At 68.7% G+C, this 21871-nt stretch carries 17 protein-coding genes; 12 read left to right on the top strand and 5 right to left on the bottom strand.

What is annotated here, in order from left to right; all coding sequences use genetic code 11:
• The first annotated feature begins 13 nt into the window (after positions 1-13).
• The 5 genes from MXD57_RS26270 (at position 14) to MXD57_RS26250 (ending at position 5409) form a co-directional block, all read left to right on the top strand.
• Positions 14-946, top strand: a complete 933-nt coding sequence (locus MXD57_RS26270; protein ID WP_250404507.1) for a PHP domain-containing protein — start codon at positions 14-16, stop codon at positions 944-946.
• The gene (locus MXD57_RS26265) at positions 943-2247 is read left to right on the top strand and encodes a lactate racemase domain-containing protein (RefSeq protein ID WP_250404506.1); all 1305 of its coding nucleotides are present in this window, start codon (positions 943-945) and stop codon (positions 2245-2247) included. Before MXD57_RS26270 ends, MXD57_RS26265 begins: the two co-directional genes overlap by 4 nt.
• Positions 2248-2342: 95 nt before the next feature.
• Positions 2343-3287, top strand: a complete 945-nt coding sequence (locus tag MXD57_RS26260; protein ID WP_250404505.1) for an alcohol dehydrogenase catalytic domain-containing protein — start codon at positions 2343-2345, stop codon at positions 3285-3287.
• 38 nt (positions 3288-3325) lie between these two features.
• The gene (locus MXD57_RS26255; protein ID WP_250404504.1) at positions 3326-4171 is read left to right on the top strand and encodes a carbohydrate kinase family protein; all 846 of its coding nucleotides are present in this window, start codon (positions 3326-3328) and stop codon (positions 4169-4171) included.
• Positions 4168-5409, top strand: coding sequence for a ferric iron reductase (locus MXD57_RS26250; RefSeq protein WP_250404503.1), 1242 nt, complete (start codon positions 4168-4170; stop codon positions 5407-5409). Before MXD57_RS26255 ends, MXD57_RS26250 begins: the two co-directional genes overlap by 4 nt.
• Before the next feature lie 682 nt (positions 5410-6091).
• On the opposite strand, the gene MXD57_RS26245 is transcribed toward MXD57_RS26250, so the two are convergent.
• Positions 6092-7330, bottom strand: coding sequence for a cytochrome P450 (locus MXD57_RS26245; protein ID WP_250404502.1), 1239 nt, complete (start codon positions 7328-7330; stop codon positions 6092-6094).
• Positions 7331-7483: 153 nt separating this feature from the next.
• Here MXD57_RS26245 and MXD57_RS26240 point away from each other — a divergent pair, with 153 nt between their 5' ends.
• The 6 genes from MXD57_RS26240 (at position 7484) to MXD57_RS26215 (ending at position 13129) form a co-directional block, all read left to right on the top strand.
• Positions 7484-8524 carry an aldo/keto reductase gene (locus tag MXD57_RS26240; RefSeq protein ID WP_250404501.1) on the top strand — a complete coding sequence of 347 codons (1041 nt, stop codon included), beginning with the start codon at positions 7484-7486 and terminating at the stop codon, positions 8522-8524.
• A 42-nt stretch (positions 8525-8566) separates the two neighbouring features.
• Positions 8567-9523, top strand: coding sequence for a TIGR03557 family F420-dependent LLM class oxidoreductase (locus tag MXD57_RS26235; protein ID WP_250404500.1), 957 nt, complete (start codon positions 8567-8569; stop codon positions 9521-9523).
• Between the two features lie 86 nt (positions 9524-9609).
• Positions 9610-10602, top strand: coding sequence for a phosphotransferase family protein (locus MXD57_RS26230; RefSeq protein ID WP_250404499.1), 993 nt, complete (start codon positions 9610-9612; stop codon positions 10600-10602).
• Entirely contained in the window at positions 10599-11579 is a 981-nt protein-coding gene (locus tag MXD57_RS26225; protein ID WP_250404498.1) for a hypothetical protein, read from the top strand. Before MXD57_RS26230 ends, MXD57_RS26225 begins: the two co-directional genes overlap by 4 nt.
• Positions 11576-12463, top strand: coding sequence for an ATP-dependent sacrificial sulfur transferase LarE (gene larE / locus MXD57_RS26220; protein ID WP_250404497.1), 888 nt, complete (start codon positions 11576-11578; stop codon positions 12461-12463). The genes MXD57_RS26225 and larE overlap by 4 nt, the downstream gene beginning before the upstream one ends.
• A gap of 33 nt (positions 12464-12496) precedes the next feature.
• Entirely contained in the window at positions 12497-13129 is a 633-nt protein-coding gene (locus MXD57_RS26215; RefSeq protein ID WP_250404496.1) for an HAD family hydrolase, read from the top strand.
• Between the two features lie 18 nt (positions 13130-13147).
• On the opposite strand, the gene MXD57_RS26210 is transcribed toward MXD57_RS26215, so the two are convergent.
• From MXD57_RS26210 to MXD57_RS26200, 3 genes are all read right to left on the bottom strand, one after another.
• The gene (locus MXD57_RS26210) at positions 13148-13864 is read right to left on the bottom strand and encodes an HAD family hydrolase (RefSeq protein WP_250404495.1); all 717 of its coding nucleotides are present in this window, start codon (positions 13862-13864) and stop codon (positions 13148-13150) included.
• 14 nt (positions 13865-13878) lie between these two features.
• Positions 13879-14223, bottom strand: a complete 345-nt coding sequence (locus tag MXD57_RS26205; RefSeq protein ID WP_250404494.1) for a hypothetical protein — start codon at positions 14221-14223, stop codon at positions 13879-13881.
• 419 nt (positions 14224-14642) lie between these two features.
• Positions 14643-15995, bottom strand: a complete 1353-nt coding sequence (locus tag MXD57_RS26200; RefSeq protein WP_250404493.1) for a glutamine synthetase family protein — start codon at positions 15993-15995, stop codon at positions 14643-14645.
• Between the two features lie 513 nt (positions 15996-16508).
• Here MXD57_RS26200 and MXD57_RS26195 point away from each other — a divergent pair.
• Positions 16509-17486, top strand: coding sequence for a LuxR C-terminal-related transcriptional regulator (locus MXD57_RS26195; RefSeq protein WP_250404492.1), 978 nt, complete (start codon positions 16509-16511; stop codon positions 17484-17486).
• 75 nt (positions 17487-17561) lie between these two features.
• On the opposite strand, the gene MXD57_RS26190 is transcribed toward MXD57_RS26195, so the two are convergent.
• A complete protein-coding gene (locus tag MXD57_RS26190; RefSeq protein WP_250404491.1) occupies positions 17562-21833 on the bottom strand; it encodes a non-ribosomal peptide synthetase in 4272 nt (1423 codons plus the stop codon).
• Positions 21834-21871 lie beyond the last annotated feature (38 nt).

The following is a 21871-nucleotide window of genomic DNA, read 5'->3' as shown; positions in this document are numbered from 1 at the left end:
TGAGGAGCGGTCCGTGGCGCCTGTCGACCTGCATACCCACACATCGGTCAGCGACGGCCGACTCGGTCCGGAGCAACTGATCGCGGCCGCGGCCGAAAGCGGCGTACGGGTCCTGGTCATCACCGACCACTCAGCAGTCACCTGGTCGAAGGCACTTGTGCGTCGTGCCGCGGCTCTCGGCGTGTCACTGCCCTTCCCCGGCATGGAACTGAGCACGGTGCACGAAGGCGAGCGCTACCACGTGCTCGTCTACGGCTCGGGCTGCCTGGATCCCGGCTTCGCCGTATACGCGAGCCGACCGAACCAAGTCAAGAACGAGCGCATCGGACGGGCCCTCGACGTGCTGCGAACAGAGCACCGAGGAATACCCGACCTGCCCGCCGTCCTGCGGGGCCGGCTGCCCGACGGCTCGCAGCTCCACCCGCACAAGCGGCTTCTCTCCCGCACCGACACCTGCAACGTCCTCGCCTCGTTCCTGGACCGCGGTGTGGAGGACACGCGGGTACTGCTCAGCGCCGCCCTGAGGGAAGTGGACCGGCGCGACCCCATCTTGGGAAGCCACGAGAACACGTACTTGCCTACTGCGGAGACGATCGAACGGGCCGTCGAGGCCGGTTGCCTGCCAGTCCTCGCGCATCCCCTGTGGCGTCTGCCCGATGAGGACAGCGACCGTTCACGGCTCGAACGGGATCTGCGGCTGTTCCGGCGGCTGGGCCTGCGCGGCGCCGAAGTCGCCTCCTACCATCACCCGCGTCCGGGTGCCGATCCCCGGCTAGTGGCTCTGCTCCCGGATCTCGGTCTTGAGCGCTCAGGCGGCTCGGACTTCCACGGCAACGGAAAGAGCTGGTTGGGACGGTACGGACTGACGTCTGCCGAGTTCGACCGGCTGGCCCGCCTCATGCCGAGGAACGGCAGTGAGACGAAACAGAGTGGGACCCTGGTATGACAGTGCTGTCACCGGTTCGCAAGCCGTCTCCCGGTACGTGCTCCGTGGCACTTCCGTTTGGGGCCGGCGCACAGACTGTGCTTCTGCCGGCCTCGACCGAGGTGGTCGGTCCCAGTGACTCATTGGGCCGCTGCACCGAAGGGCACACGGCGGCGGACTCCTCCAAGGAGGTACAGCGCGCCGTCGAGCCGGGGTTGACGGCACTGGACAGCGACGGACGTCTGCGCAGGGCCCGGCGCATCGCCGTATGCGTGACCGACGGAACACGCCCGACGCCCGTGGAGCTGATGCTGCCCGTGCTTCTGCGTGCTCTGCTGCGAGCATGTCCTGAGCTGGTGGAGCTGACGTGCGTGATGGCCACCGGTCTGCACCAGCCAGTCGGTCTGGAACGGCTGGTGGCCGGAGTGGCAAGGGCCGGTCTGACCGGCCGGGTCGGCGTCCTCGCGCACGACGCTCACGCCGACGACCTGGTGGAAGTGGGCACAACGAGCAGTGGGACACCCGTCCTGATCAACGCCACCGTGGCCCGGGCTGACGTCGTGCTATGCGTAGGGGTGATCACCGCCCACGCCGAGGCCGGCTATTCGGGCGGTGCGAAGTGCGTGGTCCCTGGAGTGGCCGGCGCCAAGACCATCGCGGCCTTGCACGACCATGCCCGGCAGCCCCTGGAACTTCGGGGCGAGTTGCGGTGCAACCCTTTCCGCGCCTTCTTGGAGGAGGCTGCCGGTCTCCTCGGCTCTGTCCACGTCCTCAACGCCGTGCTGCACGCGTGCGGGCAGGTGGCCCGAGCGGAACTGGGCCCGCCGGTGTCCGCCCACCGGCAGGCATGCGCATGGTTCGCCACTCGTTATGGTGTCGCCCTGCCGCAGAATGCCGACGTCTTGATCCTCGGCGCCGGCGGCGCCCCGACCGACTCCTCGCTCTACCTGGCCGAGGGCAAGGCATGGCGCACCGGTCTCGACCTGATCGGAGCCGGCACAGCGGTCGTTCTGGTCGCGGCTTGCGAACAGGGCGTGGGCGGCGCCGACTTCGCCGCCGCGCTGACCGGTGCCGACTGCTCGGAGCACGCCGAGCGCAAAGCACGTTTTCTGCGCTCCCTCATCACCGGAGCACGCGCGTCATATCTGGTCCACTCGGGCCTTCCGTGCGACGTCGTGGCCACGCTGGGGGTGACGGGGGCCACCAGTAGCGCACAAGAGGCAGTGGACCGTGCCCTCGCGGCTGCTCCTGCGAGCCATGTCGTCGCAGTCCCCAATCCGAACTTCGTCGTCTGGACGGCTCAGCCCGACCAGACGTCCTGACCCAGCCGGCAACCGTCGGCACAGAGGAGTTTTCAGCCATGCTGAGCGTTGTCGTTCCAGAATCGGGCCGAGGCTGGACGCTGCAAGAGCGTGACATGCCGGCTCCTGGCCCCGGGGACGCCCTGGTCCGCGTCCTGGCCAGCGGCGTTTGCACCATGGATGTACGGCAGGCCCGTGGCGAGATGGGCTACCCCCGGCTCGTGCCGGGACATGAGTTCGTCGGTGAGGTGGTGTCCCTCGGGCCCGGCGTCAACGGGCTCGGGCCGGGAGACCGAGTGGGCGTGACGTGGCACCAGCGGTGGTGCCGAACGTGCGACCACTGCGTTCGCGGGCGGCTTGAACTGTGCAAGGACGCCGACGAGACCGGCATCCACATCGATGGCGGACACGCCGAGTACGCGCTGGTGGATGCGGCCAGCACGGTCCCGATTCCCCGGGGCTTGGCCCCCGAGGCGGCCGCCGTTCTGCTCTGCAGCGGTTACGCCGCGTACTCGGCGCTCATGGACGTCGCGGCAGGACCGGGAACGTCCCTGGCGGTGATAGGCATAGGCGGCATCGGCCACCTGGCCGTCCAGTACGCCCGTGCCATGGGCGTCGACCGGATCGTCGCCGTCACGGAGTCGGCGGAGAAGGAACGTCTGGCGAAGGAACTGGGCGCGGACGAGGTGATCGTGAGCGGAGGCGGGGACTTCTCCCCCGCGCTCAAGTCGTCGGGGCTGGTCGACGCCGCCGTGCTGACCAGTGAGGCGGACGGGGCGCTCGCCGCCGCCGTGGAGGGACTCGCGCCCTACGGCCGGCTCTCGGTGTTGCCGGCGACCGTGGCACCGGTCCCGCTGGTCCTCCAGCGCCTGCTGCACTTCAAGCTCACGATCCGCGGATCCTCGCAGGGGCCGCGCCATCGGCTCGCGGAGATGCTGCGCCTGCACGAACGCCATGACCTCACCGCCCTGGTGGAGAGCTACCCGTTGGACAAGGCGACTGACGTGCTCGAGCGTGTGGCCCGGCGTGAAGCTCACCTGCGCACCGTGCTGGTCCCGTGAAGATCGCTGCATACGGGGAGCTGTCCTTGCACGTAAGCGTGGCGCCGTCCGACGAGTCGGATACCGCGCCGCCCGGATTCCGGCTGCGGGACGTGCACATGGAGGTCGGGGGCAGCCCGCACTACGTCGCTGCCCAAGCCGCGGCAGAAGGCGACACGGCCCTGCTGGTGGGAACGGTCGGCCCCGATCCGGCCGGCCATTGGGTGCGCGGGGCCCTCGCTCGGTGGAAGCCGCCCGCAACGTCCCTCCATGTTTTCGATACCGGCACATGCAGTGCCCGCCTCGTCATGGAGCCGAGCATCGGTGGGGACGACGTCGACATCACGGCCGACCCCGCTGACGGAAGCATCGACGTGCTGGCAGGCCGGACGGCCGTGTCCGACGGCGCAGACTACGTTCACCTGTCCTGCTTTCCGGGCACCGACCGGCTGCGCGAGGCTCTGGTGAACACCGGGATTCCTTTGATCGCGGATTTCGGGTTCCTGCCCTGGCGGCGGGACATAGAGGCCCTGGCGCAAGCCGTCCGGCCGCGGCTGGCGGGGGTGTCGGTGGCCGTGTTCAACGGGCTGGGCGCGGAGGAGGAGACCGTACCCGTGGCCCGGGACGCGGTTGCCGCAGGAGTGCGGGTCGCCGTAGTCACGTTCGGCAGGGGCGGAGCCATGGTGTGCGACGAGCACACCACACGTCGCCGGCCGGCTCCGGACGTGCGCGTCGTCAACCCGGTGGGCGCCGGTGACACGCTCACCACCGCGTTCGTCCATGCCTGGCACCACGGGGCGTCCCCCGGCCAGGCGCTGGAATACGGGCAGGCAGCCGCGGCCAGACATGTGAGTCGGCGTCCTGCCGAGGCGGGGGCAGGTACACGCACGAGGAGTGTGGGATGAGAACGGAACAGCTCATGAAGGATCCCGTACGGTCCCTTCTCCACCTGGAGCGATGGTGCAACGACGGCTCCCCGAGCGGTCTGTCCTTCGGGGAGCACCAGGTTTCGCCCGCGTATCGTCCACGGGGGGACGCCGCGTCCTTCCCGGCGGGCAGTCGTGTGCTGCCGTGGAGTGACGTCGAGGTCCTCCTGGCCGCTCCGTCCCCTGCCCTGGCCAACGAGATCGTGAGGCCCGACGGGGTCGTCTTCGTCATGCACCCGGACAACCCCGATTCCCGCACGGGGACTTCGTGCGAGTCGCGGCTGGTCGCCCCCACCGCCTCCGCACGCACGGTCCTCGTGCTGGACTCCGGGCCGGTGCACTACGCGAAGCTGCACTATCCCGGGCTGCTCGGCCGGGTACCGCGCGAGATGGACACCAAGCGGGTACGGGCCAGTGTGCGCATGTCGGCCGCGCTCGACCAGGAGGCCGGGCTGCTGTCGGACGGCTGTGCATACCTGCCGGAGTCCATCGGCGTCACCACGCGGCTGACCGGCACGGAACAGGGCGTCGTCTACCGGGAGTTCATACCGCGCTCCCGTTCCACCGACAGTGCCGACGGTGTCGTGCGCCCGCAGATACCGCTGTTCTCCCTTTTCTCCACCGACCTGCACTCCCCCGAGGACCCGCCGCTTCTGGTGGACCTCCTGTGCGGGGCCGGGGGTGGAGGGCGGCCTGCCGAGGCGTTCGTCTCACTCGTCGATCTGCTGATCGAGTCGTACTGCGCACTCGTCTTCGGTGTGGGGCTGGTACCGGAGGACCACGCGCAGAACCTGCTGATCGAGCTCGACTGGTCCGGGGCGCCGCGCCGCGTCGTGCGCCGCGACCTCCTCGACTGGTATGCCGACCTGGAGATCCGCAGGCTACGCAAGCTCCCGACGGACTTCACGCGTGTTCTGGACACCGAGCACGACGCCGAGAGGGCGTACGGCGGCCGCAGCTACGCCTTCGACTTCCGGCTCGGCGAGTACGTGCTGGATCCGCTCATCGACTGCGCCGCCCGGCACCTGCGGGTGAAGGCGGAGGAGACCCGCGCATGGGTTCGGGAGCGGGTGCACGCTCTGGCAGCGGATCACGACATCGACCTGCACGACTACTTCCGGCCGTTCGAGCACACCAGCCGGTACGCGCGCGGCCTGCGCATCTGGCGCGACGGCCGCCCTCTGTTCCAGGCGGGCCCGGCGCCCACGTACCGATAGGAAGGCCGGAGATGCGGTTCCTCAGACACCGCCGGACAGGATGGCTGCGACCGTGAGAATCGCCGTGTGGACGATGCGGCACGGAGGACAGGAACGAACGGCGATCGCCCGCACCGTGGCCGGTTGGGGCGCGGATCTCACGGTCGTACCCGAGTACCGCAGAGGAGACGGAGGCGGTGATCTCGAAGCCGAGCTGCTGCGGCACGGGCTGGCATCCGCCGTGGACTCCGCTCCGCGACCGGGTCGCAACGGCGTTCTGGTGAGCGCCGGCCGCGGCGGTCTGACCGTGTCGCAGAAGGATGGGTGCCCACTGCCCGACCTGCGCAGTCGGGTGATCCGTGTCAGCTGGCGCGGCCTGTCGCTGCTGGCGTTCAGCGCTCCCTCGCCCAAGGGCGGTCCCGACAGGCAGGAGCGTTTCGCTGAAGCGCTCTGGCACATGGTGAGGCTGCGGCCCGACGCGTGGCTGGCCGGAGATCTGAAAAGCGACGGGCCGGACGACGGGACACCGACAGGGGCCCTGATCGCACGCCTGATCCGCGCGGGGTACCGGCGCCTCGGGCCCACGGGCGCCAGGTCCCCGCACCTCTTGGTACCACCCGACGCCGCGCGGGTCCGATCGGCCTGCTTGCTGCGGCCGGCCGGTGATCTCTCCGACAGACCCGCGTTGCTGGTCGATCTCGCGTCACTCGCGGTCCCGGCGGGGCACGAGGACCACGTTGCAGCCCCGGCCGGGAACGATCGTGATGGACTGCCGGCGCGGGGGCTCGGACGCGGCACGGGCGGGTCGCACGTGGTACTCCCGCAACACGGCGGACAACGCGGTACGGGCCATGGACACGGCCAGCCTGTCGCCGAGACAGCTCCGCGTCCCGCCGCCGAAGGGCAGCCAGGCGGCGGCGTCCTTGGGCAGAGAGAAGCCATCGATCGCGTCGAAGCGCTCCGGCCGGAAGGCACGTGGTCGCAGATACACGGCGGGGTCATGATGAACCAGCCACGCCGCCAGGCCGAGTTCGGTGCCCGGGGGGAGTTCATGGCCGGCCACCGCGTACGGGGCGCCGAGCGTTCGGCTGAACACGGGTATGACCGGGCGCTGCCGCAGCGCTTCCAGGACAACGAGGTGGAGGTAACGCTCCAGCCCGGCGCGGTCCCGGGCACGGATCCGGCGGTCGATCTCGCTCAGAACGCCCGGTGTGTGGGCCACTCGCTCCACGGACCAGGCCAGGGCGGTCGCGGCAGTCTCGTGTCCCGTGATCATCACTGTGGCGAGCGTGTCGCGGAGGCTCCCCGTGACGGTGCTTGCCAGCCCCTCGATGCCGTAACCGGGCCTGGCGTTCGCCACCGCCTCCCGCAGGGCACTGTCGAACCGCGCCGCGTGGTCGGCGAGGTGCGGCCACGGTGCCGGCGCAGGTCCCGGCCTGGCCCACCGACGGGCGCTCCGACTGCGGGTGAGGTCATGCAGCAGCAGCTCCCGCAGGGAGGCGGCAACCGGTGTCCGAGCGGTGCCGAGCAGTGCGTGCAGCAACAGATCGAGCATCAGCCCCTGGCAGTGGCGGAGCAGTGCCACGGACCGGCCTGCGGGCCAGTGCCGTACGGTCCGTTCCGCCAGCTCGCCCAGCTCCGCCCCGAAGTCGGTTCCCCACCGGCCGAGCGGAGCGCGCAGTTCCCGCCGGCGAGTGCGGTGTTCCGCACCCCTGGCGACCAGGACGGACGACCGGCCGACGAGGGAACCGAGGACGTCGTTGGCGTCGGCGCCGCCCCCCTCGTGTCCGGTGCGGCGAAAGGCGTCCATGACGTCGGTCGAACGGCCTGCGACCACGAGCGGGGACCGTCCGGTGCAGTCGATCCGGAAGGCGGGGCCGATCAGGCGTCGGCCCATGTCCAGCAGAGCGGTGGGCCGATGCGCCCACAGATGTAACTGCACTCTCGCAGGCAACGGATAACCAGGGACTTTTCCGGTTTTCACCATCTCGACTCCCTCAGCTCCACAGGGAACAGAAATAAAGAGCGGAATTCGCTCACGAGAAGCCAGTAGACACGAACATCCCGAAACACGCAAGCGTCCCGCAGGAGAATCATGAAGCAGCGAAAGCTCGGCTCGACCGGACTGCTCGTATCCGAATTGGCACTGGGCTGCATGACATTCGGGAACGAAGTCGAAGAATCCGAGGCGCACGCAATCATAGACGCCTTCGTCGAGGCCGGAGGAACTCTCTTCGACACGGCTGACTGCTATCACGGAGGAAAGTCCGAAAGAATCCTCGGAAAAGCGTTGGGGAGTCGACGCGACGACTTCGTGATCGCCACCAAGTCCGGTCTTCGCGTAGGTGACGGGCCGAACGACGTCGGCGCCTCCGCCAAGCACCTCATACGCAGCGCGGAACGCAGCCTCCGCCATCTGGGCACCGATTACATCGACCTGTATCAGATACACTGCTGGGATCCCGAGACTCCCGTCGAGGAAACGCTCGCCGCCCTTGACACTCTGTGGCGGCAGGGCAAGGTCCGGTACTTCGGAGTGTCCAATCAGGCCGGCTGGCAGATCTCGAAGACCTATTTCACCGCACTGCTGCGGAACACACCGCAGATCGTTTCCGTCCAGACGCAGTACTCCCTCGTGGAACGCGAAGTGGAGCGTGAAGTAATTCCCGCCTGCCTGAATCTCGGACTCGGTGTCCTGCCGTGGGGGCCGCTGGGCGGCGGGTTCCTCTCCGGCAAGTACCACGCTGCGGAGCAACCGCCCGCCGGCAGCCGGCTCGCCCGGTCGGTCGCATGGATGGAGGAGCACTGGGAGCGCCGGGCCACGCCGCGGGGTTGGGCCGTACTCGATGCGGTCCGCGAGGTCGCCGCCGCGACGGGTGCCACCTCGGCGCAGGTGGCACTCGCCTGGCTGGCCCGGCAACCCGCCGTCACCAGCCCGATCATTGGTGCCTCCTGCCTGGCGCACGCGAAGGACAACCTGGGCGCTGCCGCGCTGGACCTCTCGGACGAACACCTCGCTCTGCTGGACCGGGCCGGTGCCGTCGAGCCGCAGTACCCGCAGCGGTTCGTGGACGTGGCCATGCACAGCCGAACGGATTTCGTGCCGGACCGGGACGCCTGGATCGGACTGCGCTGAGCTCCGCCCATTCCTCCATGATCACATCTGAACGGAGTGCACATGCCCGGGTACGGCTTCGCGCTGATGGGGGAGGAACATCCCCCGGAGCTCTTGGTCGAGATGGCCGTGCAGGCCGAAGCGGCCGGATTCGACTTCGCCATGCTTTCCGATCACTTCCAGCCCTGGACCTCGGCACAGGGCCACGGCAGCAATGTGTGGCCCGTGCTCGGGTCCATCGCCCACGCCACCGAGCGCATCGCGGTCGGCACCGCGGTGGTCTGTCCCACCATGCGGCAGCACCCCGCGGTGGTCGCGCATGCCGCGGCGACCACCGCACGTCTTCTGCCCGGCCGCTTCCTGCTGGGGCTGGGAAGCGGGGGCATGCTCAACGAGCACATCACCGGCGCACCCTGGCCATCGGCGCGGTTGCGCCTGGAGATGCTGGAGGAAGCCGTCATCCTCATGCGCCGGCTCTGGAGCGGGGAACTGGTGACGCACCAGGGCCGACATTTCACGGCCGTCGACGCCCAGCTGTGGGGCCTGCCGGAGGCCCCGCCTCCGGTCCTGCTCGCGGCCAGCGGGGTGCGGGCCGCCCGGCTGGCGGGTGCCCAGGGCGACGGCCTGATCGCCACGGTGCCCGACAGCCGCCTGATCCAGGCCTTCCGGACAGCGGGAAGGAAGGAAGCCCCTGCCTACGGATGGATCAGCGTCTGCTGGGGGCTCCACCCCGACGAGGCCCTCAGGACGGCACACCGCCACTGGCCCATCGCCGGACTCTCCGGAGACCTCTTCCAGGAACTCCGGCTGCCCCGGCACGTCGAGGCGGCCACTCGGCACGTACGTCCCCAGGACATGTCCGAAGCCGTGGTGACCGGCCCGGATGTCCGTCGGTACACCAAGCGCATCCGGGAGTTCCTGGATGCCGGATTCACGCATGTATGGCTTCACCAGATCGGCCCGGACCAGGAAGGCTTTCTGAAGTTCTGGCAGGAGGAGGTCCGCCCGTGCCTGCCATGAGACACGGCGGGCGGACGGAAAGCGCGGCCCACGGCAACGGTTCCGCCGGCTCCGCCGCACGCCTGCCGCCGGCGGTGGGAGAGCTCGTGGACGAGTTGCGACACCACGGCCTCGACCGCCTTCCCGCTGGGGAACCCCTCACGGGCGGATTCCTGCACGATGTCCGGCGCATCACCCTGTCCGACGGCAGCCGCGTGGTCGTCAAGAGAATCGGCCGGCGTTCGGCCACCACGAGCAGCGACCGGTTCCGGCTGGGCGAGAGCGTTGCCCGTGCGGCCGTCCGGCACTCCATACCCGCCGTTCCGGCCTATCTCCTCGACGACGGCCATCCCATCCTCCGCGTGGGGGCCACGGGCCTGCTCTTCTACCCCAACGTTCACGGCATCGTCCTGTCCACCGCGCACCAGGCCCTCGATCCCGCGCTGTGCCGGCGGGCTGGGGAGCTGCTCGCCCGCATTCATCGCATGCGGCTGCCCCAACACCCCTTCCGGACTGCGGGAGAGTCAGCGCTCTGGGACACGACGGAGGGCGTTCCCTGGGACCGGCTGGTGGCCGCCCTGCGTCATCGCACCGACAGCCGTTTGTCCGGAGAAGACGCCAGGCTACTGACGTACTGGTCACAAGCGTACGCCGTCGTTCTGCCGCAGCTGTCCGGGCGGGTCTCCGTCGGTCACGGTGACCTCGCGCCCCGAAACGTGATGGCGCACGACCACGGGTACTCCGTCATCGACTGGGAGCACGCCGGTCTGACGGAGCCCTGGACCGAACTGGCGGTGGTGGCCCTGGACTGGAGCAGCGGCCCGGGGGGCGAGGTCTGCGGCCCGGCGTTCAGGGCGGTCGTCCGCGGCTATCTGGAAACCACCGCCGACGGGCTCCCGGATGTCAACGCTCTCATCGGGCGGGCCGGTCGTCTGCTCGCGTGGTTCCTCTACAACGCTCGCCTGGCCCTGCAGGACCGGAAGGGGCCATATGTGGAACGGATCGAGAACACCGTGCACCTACTGCACGTGCAAGCCGAAACCATGACGGAGTTGAGGGAGTGGTTCTGCCAAGTGCCCCGAGCGAGAGGGCAACGGTGACGATGGATGCCCGACCCGCCGTCCAGCCTGCGCCCCGCGCGTCGGGCGAGCGGCACCCCGCCGGCCGGGAGCGCGACATCGTGTTCCTGTGTGATGAGCCCGACGCGCAGGACCTGCGCATGTTACGAGACGAGATCAGCAACCTGGGAGCCTCATCGAAGCAGTTCCACCCGAACGCGATGACCATCAGCTCGGCCTCCGGAAAGGCCCAGGTGTGGTGCCAGGGCCAGCCGCACACGGCCAGCGTGCTCATCGGCTGGGTGCGGGGCCAGGCCCGGTCTGCGGCGATGGCCAAGTTCTGGGCGCTGGAGCGGCTCGGACTCGACGTCGTCAATGGCTGGGGCAGCATGTTCCTGGCTTCGAACCCTTTCTACCGGAGCGTCCTGCTGCACGCCTCGGGGCTGCCTCACCCTCCCTTGTTCTCCGGTCACGAGCCACGGGCGGCTCTGTCACTGGCGGCGCGCATCGGTTACCCGGTGACGGCCCATCCGCTGGCCCTCCCTCCCTCCCAGGGCCACGCCCCTCACGACGCGCTCCACTTTGAGGACGAGGAGTCACTGCGCTGGTTCTTCGCGCATCAAGTGGCCACCGAGCACTTCTACGTCCACGCGTACAGAGGCGGAAGAACGCTGCGCGTGATCTGTGTGGGCGACACCCCCTTGCTCAGCTGCTACGACGACCAACCGTGGGGTGAATACGGGCTGCCGGCTCCGGGCCCCGCTGCCCTGGATGCCCTGCCCGAAGTGCCGGCGACGCTGGCGGTGCGCGCAGCGGCAGCGGTCGGGCGCCAGTTCGCTCTGGTCCGGCTCGCCGAGGACGACCTCGCGCCCGGCGGCTACTGGGTTCTCGACGCCGTCCCGTATCCGGCGCTGGATCCCACCGGGTGGCCGGGGGGCGGGGTCGCCCCGGTCCTCGGCCACCTGGCGAAGGCGCTGTTCCAGCGAGCAAAAGACGGAACACAAAGGAGTTCGGCATGAAAGGGACGATGGAATCCGGGCCTACGACCGGTCAGGCGGGCCTGTTCGCACACGACTTGCCGGCCGGGATCCGCGCACGCTCGGAACGTGCGCTGGCAGCCCTGTTCGAGGCGGGTCCGACTGTCGTCGCCTTCTCCGGTGGAGCCGACTCCGCCCTCGTACTCGCCATGGCCGTGCGGGCGCTGGGCGCTGATCAGGTGATCGCCGCGACCAGCGTGGCGCCCAGCGTGGCCCGGTCCGAACTGGCGTCCGCCGAAGCGTTCGCAGCGGAACTGGGTGTGCGGCACGAGTGGCCGCGCACTCAGGAACTCCGGCGCGCCGACTACCGGGCCAATCGGCGTGACCGCTGCTATTTCTGCAAGTCGGAGCTGGCGGACACACTGCTGCGGCTGGCGGAGGGGCTGGGGTGCCGGACGGTGGCCACGGGAACCAACGCGGACGACGCGGTGGATCCCTTCCGGCCCGGCATCCGCGCCGCCGACGAGCGGGGGGTCATCGCGCCGCTGCGCGACGCGGGGCTCACCAAGCGGGAGGTACGCGAAATTAGCAGAAGCTGGGGGCTGCGGACCTGGAACAAGCCTGCGAGTCCTTGCCTGGCCAGCCGCATCGCCTACGGCGTCCCCATCGACGCCGCACGGCTCGAGCGCGTCGAGGCCGCCGAGGCATCCGTCCGAGAGGCTCTGGGATCGCTGGGCGTGGAGAGCCGGAACCTGCGCGTGCGCGACCTCGGCGAGCGCGTTCGGATCGAGCTCGACGCTCCGTACGACCAGCTCCTGGAGGAGGCGGGGGAACTGCGCTCCGCGATCGACCGCGCCGGCTTCACCGGCGTACCCCTGGACGTCAGTGCCTTCCGCTCCGGCGCGCTGAACCTACTGGACACCTGAAGACCTGAAAGGCGGTGCCTGTCCTTGCGTGCCGTGATCTTCGACATCGACGACACCCTGCTGCGGACCCACCCGGTCGCCTACCGCAAAAGCGTACTGACCGCTCACGCGTTGGGTGTTCGGCCGCCCTCCGTCCGCAGCTTCCGCCGGATGTTCGGCCGGCTGTCGTTCGAGGAGTGCCTTCGGAATTGGCACCCGCAAGTGTCACCTGAGGACTACTCCCACGTCTATGACTCCATGAGCGAATCCGTTCCCTATCTCCCTGTCGACGGGGCTCGCAGCACGCTTGACGAGCTGAGGGAGCAAGGGACGACCATAGCCGTCCTGACGAACGGCCCCGGCGTCAAGACCGTGCGAAAGCTGGCTGCCCTGGGCATCGGAACACACCAATTCGCCTTCGTACGCCATGCCGACAACGCCCGTCATCTCAAGCCCCATCGAGAGGCGTTCGTGGATCTCGTCTCTGATTACGGTGTGGATCCTTGCGGATCGGTCTACGTGAGCGACCTCCCAGCCGACGGAATAGGCGCGCGAGCGGCGGGCTTCGGCTTCATCGGGGTACTGACCGGACTGTGGTCCGCCGCTGATTTCCACTCCGCTGGGATACCGGAGACGGACGTCCTGGAGAGCGTCCGCCACATCGGCCAGGTGCTTTCCGCCCGGTGAGTGAGCGGGCGGGCGCCGTCAGGGGCTGTGCCGGCTCTGCTCCAGCAGGGCCGGCACAGCCTTGAGTTCGAAGGCCCGGAGACCGGGGAATCCTGATGCGGTTGCCGACCCGTGGCCCGGTGTACCGCTCGGGCTCACCCAGACGGCCCACGCCCCCGCGGCCAAGGCCCCGCTCACGTCATGGACGAGATCGTCACCGACGTGCACAAGCACCGAGAGGGGCACACCGAGAGCATGCGCCACGGCGCGGAAAGCCCCGGCGTCCGGCTTGTGCACCCCCAGATCCCCCGACACCACGACCTGGTCCACCAGTCCGGCCAGCCCGCAAGCACGCAGTTTGCGCAGCTGCGTCTCCCTCTCACCGTTCGTCAGCACGCCCACGGGCAGGCCTGTGCGGCGAACCGCCATCAGTGCCCGGCGGGCGCCGGGAAACACGATCGCCGTGTCGTTCAGTGTCCGGGTGAAGACCTCGGTCACCTGATCCAGCTCATCGGCGGAACAGACCACGCCGGCCTCCCGCAGGGTTTCCGCCCACTGGTCGCGTACTGGCCACCAAGGCTTTCCCGCTTCGTCGGACGATCGCTTCATCCGCGATCCCACGGAGGCGAAGCACCGCCTCACGTCGGCGGCGGGGACGTCGGCCAGCAGCGACTCCATGGCGCAGAGCGTGGCGTCGAAGGAGCGCTGTACCGCCGCCTTGTGGTCGCACAGGGTACCGTCCAGATCGAATGACACGGCGCCGATCGTTCTCATGCGAGTGACCGCCACTCCGCGGGTATCCGGTTCATGAGCCGCGCGGCGACCTCCGCACAGAGCAATGGCAGCCTGAGCACAGCGGCGCAGTGCCGTGCTCCCTCGGGCACGGCGGGAACAGCGCCGCGGCCGCCGCGTGTGGGGCCCGGACATGGCTCCTCCTGGGCGGTCACCTTCCGGTAGAAGGGCTCGTCGTCCCAGGTTCCGTCCCAGCGTCCATCACGCACGAGCCGGTCCTCCGCCGCGACGATGTCGTCCAGGGTGACGTCGACTTGTGCCTCCAGAAGGTCGCTCGGGGGCACGATGCCGGACTCGGAGGCCTTCGAGTACGGGCTCGTCATCCCGTAATGGTCGCGAAGTCGGCAGAGATAGCGACGATCTCCGCTCCTCCACCACTGCGCGTCCATCGAGATCCCCAGAATCGAAGGAAGCCTGTCGGGGCGGGACTCGTACCATTGCCCATAACTGGCCGGCGGCTCCTCACCCCACAGTCGCAGGGTCGACATCGACACCCCGAAGAAGACGGCCATGAGCAAAGTACGGTGGAGTTCCGCGTCGCCTGCCCCAGGAGCTCCCCCGAAGCGGAATACAGCGCTGTCGGGTCTGACCAGACCATGCGTTCGGACGTCTGCCAGCCACGAGGACCGCAGGGAATGGATTCCCAGATTCCTCCTGACGTGCCCTGAACACGTGTCAGGATTCTTCATGCTGAGCGTCCTCACGTCACCCGCTCGATCGCCGGACGGACGGTGTCCGGTCGTCACACGCTCTCCAGATACCTGTCCACCTCCCAAGGGGTCACCAACTGGTGCCATGCGTGCCAGTCCGCGCGCCCCCGCGCAGTCCAGGAGCGGGCAGCGAGTTCCCCCACGGCGGCCAGCACGGTGGCGTCCTCCTCCAGAGCCCTGAGCGCGGCGGGAAGGTCTGCGGGCAAACGGCCGACGGGGCACGTGGTTCCTCCGGGCTCGCTCGGCGAGGCGTCGAGTTCCTCGTACGCCCCGGGTAATTTCAGGCCCCGGTCCTGACCGTCCCAGAACGCGGCAAGAATCGCGGTGAACAGCAGATGGGGATTGGTGGCGGAATCAGGACTGCGCAGCTCCAGTCGCATCGACTCGGGTACGGCCTCGTCACCTGCGACCTTGAACGCGGTGGACCCGTTGCAACGGCCCCAGGCCCGGTACACGGGTGCGCCGGGTGCCGGTGCGAGGCGTTTGTAAGAGTTGACCGTCGGGTTCCCCAGGGCCGTGAGCGCGTCAGCGTGCTCCAGGACGCCCGCGAGCGACTGCTGGAAGAGCGTGGACATGTTCCCGGGGGCGTCGGGGTCGTGGAAGAGCGGCCGCGCCTCGGTGTCTGTTCCACTCAGCGACACATGGACGCGGAGCGCATTGCCGTGACGGTGAGCCAAAGGCTTCGGCATGAAGACGGCCCTCATGCCACGGCGGCGCGCCATCGTCCGCGCCGTGTGCTTCAGCAGCAGCAGACGATCAGCAGTGGCAAGCGCGTCTCCGTGGCGGAAGACGATCACGCGCTGGCCGGGACCGGCCTCGTGACGGTGACCGGAGACGGTGCAGCCCATCAACTCCAGGGCATCGCTCGTGTCTCGACAGACCTCATCCGCCTGTTCCTGGTCGACAAGGTCCCAGCAGCACCCGTTGTCGGTCGGCGCCATCGCGGGCTGAGTGTCACGAAGCAGGTAGAAGTCGGCCTCGGCACCGAACACGGGAAGTTGTCCGCGCGCCTGGGACCTCACGACCGCCTGGCGCAGCCGAGTGCGGGCATCGGCCGCAAAGGGCTCTCCGTCCGCGTCGAGCACATGGCAGAAGACCAGGCCCACGCTCCGCCCCGACGGCGTGTGCCACGGCCGGACGAGGAAGGCGTCAGGGTCGGGTACCAACCGCAGATTCCCATGACTCCGGTCGCCCTCTCCCAGCATGACGGAGCCGTCCACACTCCAGCCTCTGTCACGGGTGGCCCTCCACCGGGAGGACGGCACCTCCAGACTTTTCAGGCGTCCGGCCACATCGGTGAAGAGCAACTGGATGTAGTCCATGTCGGCCGGCGAGATGCCGGCCGACATGGCAATTCGAGCGTTCACAATGCTCCTGAGCGGCACATAACAGGGTCGGAGGGAACGGGGACACAGTCGCGTGTCCTCGCCTCGGCAGCACCACCGCCGCGGGCGGGCCCGGGGACGCCCCGTAGGCCACCACTTACGGGGCCGGCTGCCCACAGTCCCTCGGGCTGGGGTCAGGCACCCACCTGCGCGCAGCGATCGAGGTGAGGACCGTGGCGGGCACGCGCTCCGCCGGCTCACCCCCAACCGGTGTCGTCGCCGTCGCTGTTGAGAGCAACGACGCGGGAGGTACCGACGGGCTCCTGAGTCGCGGCGGACACCGAAGCAAGGGGCACAAGGACCAGAAAGAGTGTGAAAAAGCAGGACATTGCCTTGCTCATACCTAGATCCCCCATTCACAGAATCTCGTTCGCGTTTTCCTGGTTCGATGCTGCTGAATCCTCCCTCCGCTCGCCATGCCGTCGAGGGATCATGGATAGGCAGTGCCGGAACAGGAAGGCTGAGCAAATGGCAAAAAAACGGGGGAAAGATGACAGCATCAGACAAGAATCGGTGACCCTGGCCATGCAGCGGCTGTACGTGGAGGCGTTACGGCAAGGTGCGCGCACGCGCGAGGAATTGACCGGTGCCGTCGACTTGCCGCCTTCGGTGACAGCCCAGGCCTTCGAACGGCTCCTGGCTCTTGGCGTACTGGAACCCCGGAACGATCGCTCCGATGTCTACGACCAGCGCCTGCTGAATGTGGCCGAGGCACGCGCCGTCGCACCACTGCGCAAAGCCCTCCATGATGTCGAGAGACGCATGGACACCGTGACAGAGGAGTTCGGGGCACTGCGCGAAGCGCATGAGGCCGCCGGGGAGGAGCACCGGCCGGACCGCATGTTCGAGGTGGATGCGCGTGACATCAACCCCATGCTGGAGGAGACGGCGAAGGAGTGCCGCACAGAGGTGCTGACGGCTCAGCCCGGCGGCCCCCGTCCCGTCGACGTCCTCAGCCAGGCCCAGGACCGCGACATCGCGATGCTGGAACGGGGCGTGGCCATGCGCACGATCTACCAGCACAGCGCTCGCTTCAGCCCTGCCACAGAGGCGTACGCCGCGCGTCTGGGGGAGGCCGGCGCGGAGGTCCGCACGCTGGACATCCTGTTCCCCAGGCTCATCGTCTTCGACCGACGTGTCGCCTTCATCCCCGCGAGCGGGGCGGGAGCTCTGTGCATCCGTCACGCAGGAGTGGTGTCGTTCTTGGTCAGTGTCTTCGAAATGGCCTGGCAAGCCGCCTCGCCTTTCGCATCCGCGTACGAGTCTCGCCGTGAGGGCTTCGTTGTCTCGGATGTGCAGCAAGCCATCTCACGTTTGCTGCTCGTCGAGGAGAAGGACGCCGCGATAGCTCGCCGCCTGGGTATCAGTGAACGGTCCTGCCGCCAGCACGTTTCCAAGCTCATGGCTCAGTTAGGTGCGCGCAACCGAACCCATCTCGGATTCCTCCTGGCCCGCGAATCGAACGGGGAGAATCCTGACCTCCTGACGTGATGTGCCTGAGCCCAGGCGCTCGTCCTGCCCGGGGACGACGAGTCTTCGGTGCTCCGGCCCCGCACCGCCGACCGTCTACAGCCGCTCGTTCAACGCGGCCCCTATCTGTCCCAGAGCACCGTCGCGCAGCATGGCGCCATGCGTGCAGGGAAGCCGGTGAACCTCGATCCGACCGCTGATGTACCTCTGCCAGGACTCGGGGGCGGGCGTCGCGTGCCGCTCGTGCTGCGTCGCAGCGAACAGAAGCAGGTCCCCCTCGTGGACACCGCCGGACAGAGCTCCCGTGAGAGCCATGTGCGCAGCGAACACGCGAACTATGGTGAGAAGGTCCTCGTCGGCCACCCCCTGAAGGGGACTGTCCTCCTTTCTGGCCCGGGCGAGGAAGGCAGCCGGCGTCATCGATTCCGCGGCTTCAGGAGGCTCCGGTGTGATCCCCAAGGACATCAGCACAGAACGGAGCAGGTCCGGGCTGTCGATGGACGGACTGGTTCTCGTCAAGGTGTCCACAGGCTCTGCCGGATACCCGTCGAGCACGGCGAGAAGGCTGACCTCCTCTCCTGCCGCCTGGAGTCGCACCGAGATCTCATGGGCCACGCCTGCGCCGAACGACCAACCGAGAAGACGGTACGGGCCGTGCTCCTGGACCGATCTGATGTACTCGACGTACTCCTTCGCGAGGCTCTCCATACTCTCGACGGGCGAGTCCGCGTCGCAGAGCGCAGGGGACTGGAGGGCGTACAGCGGAACGTCTTCCACGTGAGCGAGCAGGCCCGCGTAGCTCCAGCCGATGCCTGCCGCCGGGTGGATGCAGAACAGCGGGGGCTTGCTGCCCGCCGTCCGGAGCGGAAGCAGGACGTCCAGGGCACGGGAGGGGTCGGCGGTACGAGAGCCGGCTCCTCCCGGCCGTCTCTCGCCCTCGAGTGACTCGGCCAAACCGGACACGGTCGGTGTCCGGTACAAAGCACCGACGCCGAGCTCCTTTCCGAGCGCGACGCGGATGCGGTCGACGAGGCCGACGGCCAGAAGGGAGTGGCCGCCCAGCTCGAAGAAGCTCTCGTCCACGCCCACCTCGGAGCATCCGAGCGCATCAGCGAACAACCGCGCGAGAGCCTTTTCTGTGTCGGAGCGCGGCAGGCGCCGCCCGGTGTCCGGCGTCGCCTGAACCGGTGCGGGAAGCACGCGACGGTCCAGCTTGCCGCTGGGGGTGAGAGGCAGTTCAGGGATGATCACGAACGTGGACGGAACAAGCGCGCCGGGAAGCAGTTCGGCCATCCGTCTCCGCAGCCCCGAAGGCTCCGGCCTTGCGCCCTCGGCGGGCACCACGTAAGCGACGAGCCGCTGGTCTCCCCGGCGGTCCTCGCGAACGACCACGGCGGCCCGGCCGACCTCGGGTTCCTCGGCCAGAACGGACTCGATCTCGCCGGGTTCGATCCTGACCCCACGGATCTTGACCTGGCCGTCGGCCCGGCCGACGTACTCGATCACGCCGTCCGCCGTCGAGCGCACGAGATCACCCGTGCGGTACATCCGCGTGCCGGGTGCCCCGAAGGGGTCGGCCACAAAGCGCTCGGCGGTGAGCCCGGCGCGGTTGAGGTAACCCTGCGCCAACTGCACTCCTGCGAGGTACAGCTCACCCACCGTTCCGGGCAGCGTCGGATGCAGCCTCTCGTCCAGCACGTACACCCGGGTGTTGGTGATCGGGGTACCGATCGGCACGGTGTCACCGTCGTGCTCAGGACGGCATCGCCAGTGCGTCACGTCCACGGATGCCTCGGTGGGCCCGTACAGGTTGTGGAGCTCGGCGTCGAACAGCTGGAAGAAGCGCCGCGCCAGGGCGGCGGACAGCGCCTCTCCACTGCATATGACCCGGCGCAGCGTGCCGCAGCGTGATGCCTCCGCCGACCGGAGGAAGACGTCGAGCATGGAGGGGACGAAGTGCGCGGTGGTCACCCGTTCCCGCTCGATGAGCGACGTCAGGTAAGCCGGGTCCTTGTGCCCCTCCGGCCGTGCGACCACAAGTGTCGCTCCCGCCATCAGCGGCCAGAAGAACTCCCATACCGACACGTCGAAGCTGGACGGAGTCTTCTGCAGAACCCGGTCAGTCCCGTCGAGAGCGAACCGCCGCTGCATCCACAGCAGACGATTCAGGATTCCCGCGTGGGTGATCTTCACCCCCTTGGGGCGGCCGGTCGACCCGGACGTATAGAGGACGTAGGCCAGGTCGTCCGGCGACGGCCCCGAAAAGCCCGGCACATCGGCATCGGCCACCGGCTCGTCCATCAGCGAGGCGTAGGACTCCGGCGTCAGCACGAACCCCGGATCCGCATCCGACAGGACCACTTCGGTGCGAGCGGGCGGGTCGCTCGGGTCGAGGGGCAAGTAGGCCGCACCCGCCAGCTGGACCGCGTGCACGGCGATCACCAGTTTGCAGCAGCGGGGCAGCGCGACAGCAACCAGCCGGCCCGGACCGATCCCTCGTCCTCTCAGCGCTCGTGCCAGACGCCGGACCTCGGTCCGGAACTGCGCGTAGGACATACGGGTGTCGCCGCAGACAACCGCCGTGCGTTCAGGGGTGAGCGTTGCCTGGGCCTCGAAGGCATCGGGCAAGGTCATGGCCGGCAGCGGCTGCTTCTCGCCGTTCCACATGTCCAGCAGCCGCTGCTGCCGGTCCTCCGGCAACACCCGCAGATCGCCGATGGTCCGGTCGGGATCCTCGGCCACGGACTCCAGGACACACACCAGGGCCTCGACGAGGCGTTCCACCGTGGAACGGTTGAACAGATCGGCCGCGTATTCGACGGATCCCGCCAGACCGGCCGGCCGGAGGTCCACCGTTCCCTCCTCCGTGAAGTACACGGAGAGGTCGAACTTCGCGGTGCGCGAAGGCACCGGCTCCGGCGCCACCGCCACTCCGTCAAGGTTCAGCTCGCCCTGCGCGTTGTTCTGCAGGAGCAGAAACACCTGGAACAGGGGGTGCCTGGCAGTCTCCCGGGTCGGCCTCAGGTGCTCGACCAGGCTCTGAAAGGGAACGCTCTGGTGCCCGAACGCCGCCAGGTCGAGCTCTCGGACACGGGCCAGCAACGCGCGGAAGGACGGATTGTCGGACGTGTCGGTGCGGAGCACGATCGTGTTGACGAAGAACCCTACAAGGTCGTCGAGTTCAGGCGCCTCGCGCCCGGCCACGGCGGTGCCAATGGGGAGATCCGTCCCGGCACCGATTCTCGTGAGCAGCGCCGCCAAACCGGCATGCAGCACCATGAAGAGCGTCGTGTCATTGTCGCGCGCGACCTGGATCAAGCGGGCGTGCAGGTCTGCTCCGATGGAGAACGGCACCACGGAGCCCGCGTAAGTGGGCTCCGTCGGGCGCTTCCGGTCGGTGGGCAGCGGCAGTTCCTCGGGAGCACCCTTCAGCGTCCCGCGCCAGAAGGCAAGTTGTCCGGCGAGCAGGGTTCGCGGGGCGGAGGCTTGGCCGAGCAGCTCGCGCTGCCACACCGAGTAATCCACGTACCGCACGGAAAGGGGATCCCACTCCGGGCGACGGCCCGCCCTGCGCACGGCGTAGGCGGTGCCGAGGTCGGCTTTCAGGGGAAGCATCGACCAGCCGTCACAAGCTATGTGATGCACCGTCAGCACGAAGACGTAGGCGTCCGCAGCGACGCGAAGGAGCACTCCGCGCACCGGGAGTTCGGCGCTCAGCCGGAACACGCCGCCGACGGCCTCGGCCAGCCGCCGGGGCACTTCCTCCGCTTCGCAGGTGACGACTTTCAGCTCGGGTGTCGCCCGTTCGGCAGGGATGACGCGTTGGACGGCCTCGCCGTCACGCGACTCGTACACCGTCCGGAGCGTGTCATGGCGGGCCACCACGTCGCCCAGGGCCGCTCGAAGCGCCTGGACGTCCAGCTCGCCGTTGAGCCGGAACGCTTCCGTGACGTTGTACGTGGCGCTCGGCCCCTCCAGTTGATCGAGCAGCCATATGCGCTGCTGGGCGAAGGACAGGGGTGCGACATCGCCGTGAACAACCGGTCCGATCCGGGGCGGGGTGGGTCCCATGTCGTCGCGAGAAGCGATCCGGTCCAGCAGCCCGGCGACCGTAGGCGAGCGGAACAGGTCGCGCAGGGCCAGATCCGCCCCGAACTCCGCTCGGACATGGCTGATCAACTTGGCCGCCAGCAGGGACTGGCCGCCGAGTTCGAAGAAGTCGTCGTCCGTCCCCACCTCGGCCAGGCCGAGCAGGTCGGCGAAGATGCGGAGGAGCCTCTCCTCCTGCGCGTTCCTGGAGAGTTTCCCGGACGATCCGCGGGGCGGAGCCTTTGGACGCTCACTCTGCCGGTCGTCCGGGGCGGCCACGGCAGCCGGTACCGCCGCCGGTGGGGCGGTACGGCGTG

The sequence above is a fragment of the Streptomyces cellostaticus genome (assembly GCF_023630175.1).
Lineage (GTDB): Bacteria > Actinomycetota > Actinomycetes > Streptomycetales > Streptomycetaceae > Streptomyces > Streptomyces cellostaticus_A.
This window is presented reverse-complemented; position numbering and strand designations above follow the sequence as displayed.

Bases quoted from the DNA above. Each gene is read 5' to 3' on its own strand.
- MXD57_RS26265 (WP_250404506.1), top strand. From the start codon at position 943: ATGACAGTGCTGTCACCGGTTCGCAAGCCGTCTCCCGGTACGTGCTCC.
- MXD57_RS26260 (WP_250404505.1), top strand. From the start codon at position 2,343: ATGCCGGCTCCTGGCCCCGGGGACGCCCTGGTCCGCGTCCTGGCCAGC.
- MXD57_RS26250 (WP_250404503.1), top strand. From the start codon at position 4,168: ATGAGAACGGAACAGCTCATGAAGGATCCCGTACGGTCCCTTCTCCAC.
- MXD57_RS26240 (WP_250404501.1), top strand. From the start codon at position 7,484: ATGAAGCAGCGAAAGCTCGGCTCGACCGGACTGCTCGTATCCGAATTG.
- MXD57_RS26235 (WP_250404500.1), top strand. From the start codon at position 8,567: ATGCCCGGGTACGGCTTCGCGCTGATGGGGGAGGAACATCCCCCGGAG.
- larE (WP_250404497.1), top strand. From the start codon at position 11,576: ATGAAAGGGACGATGGAATCCGGGCCTACGACCGGTCAGGCGGGCCTG.
- MXD57_RS26205 (WP_250404494.1), bottom strand. From the start codon at position 14,223: ATGACGAGCCCGTACTCGAAGGCCTCCGAGTCCGGCATCGTGCCCCCG.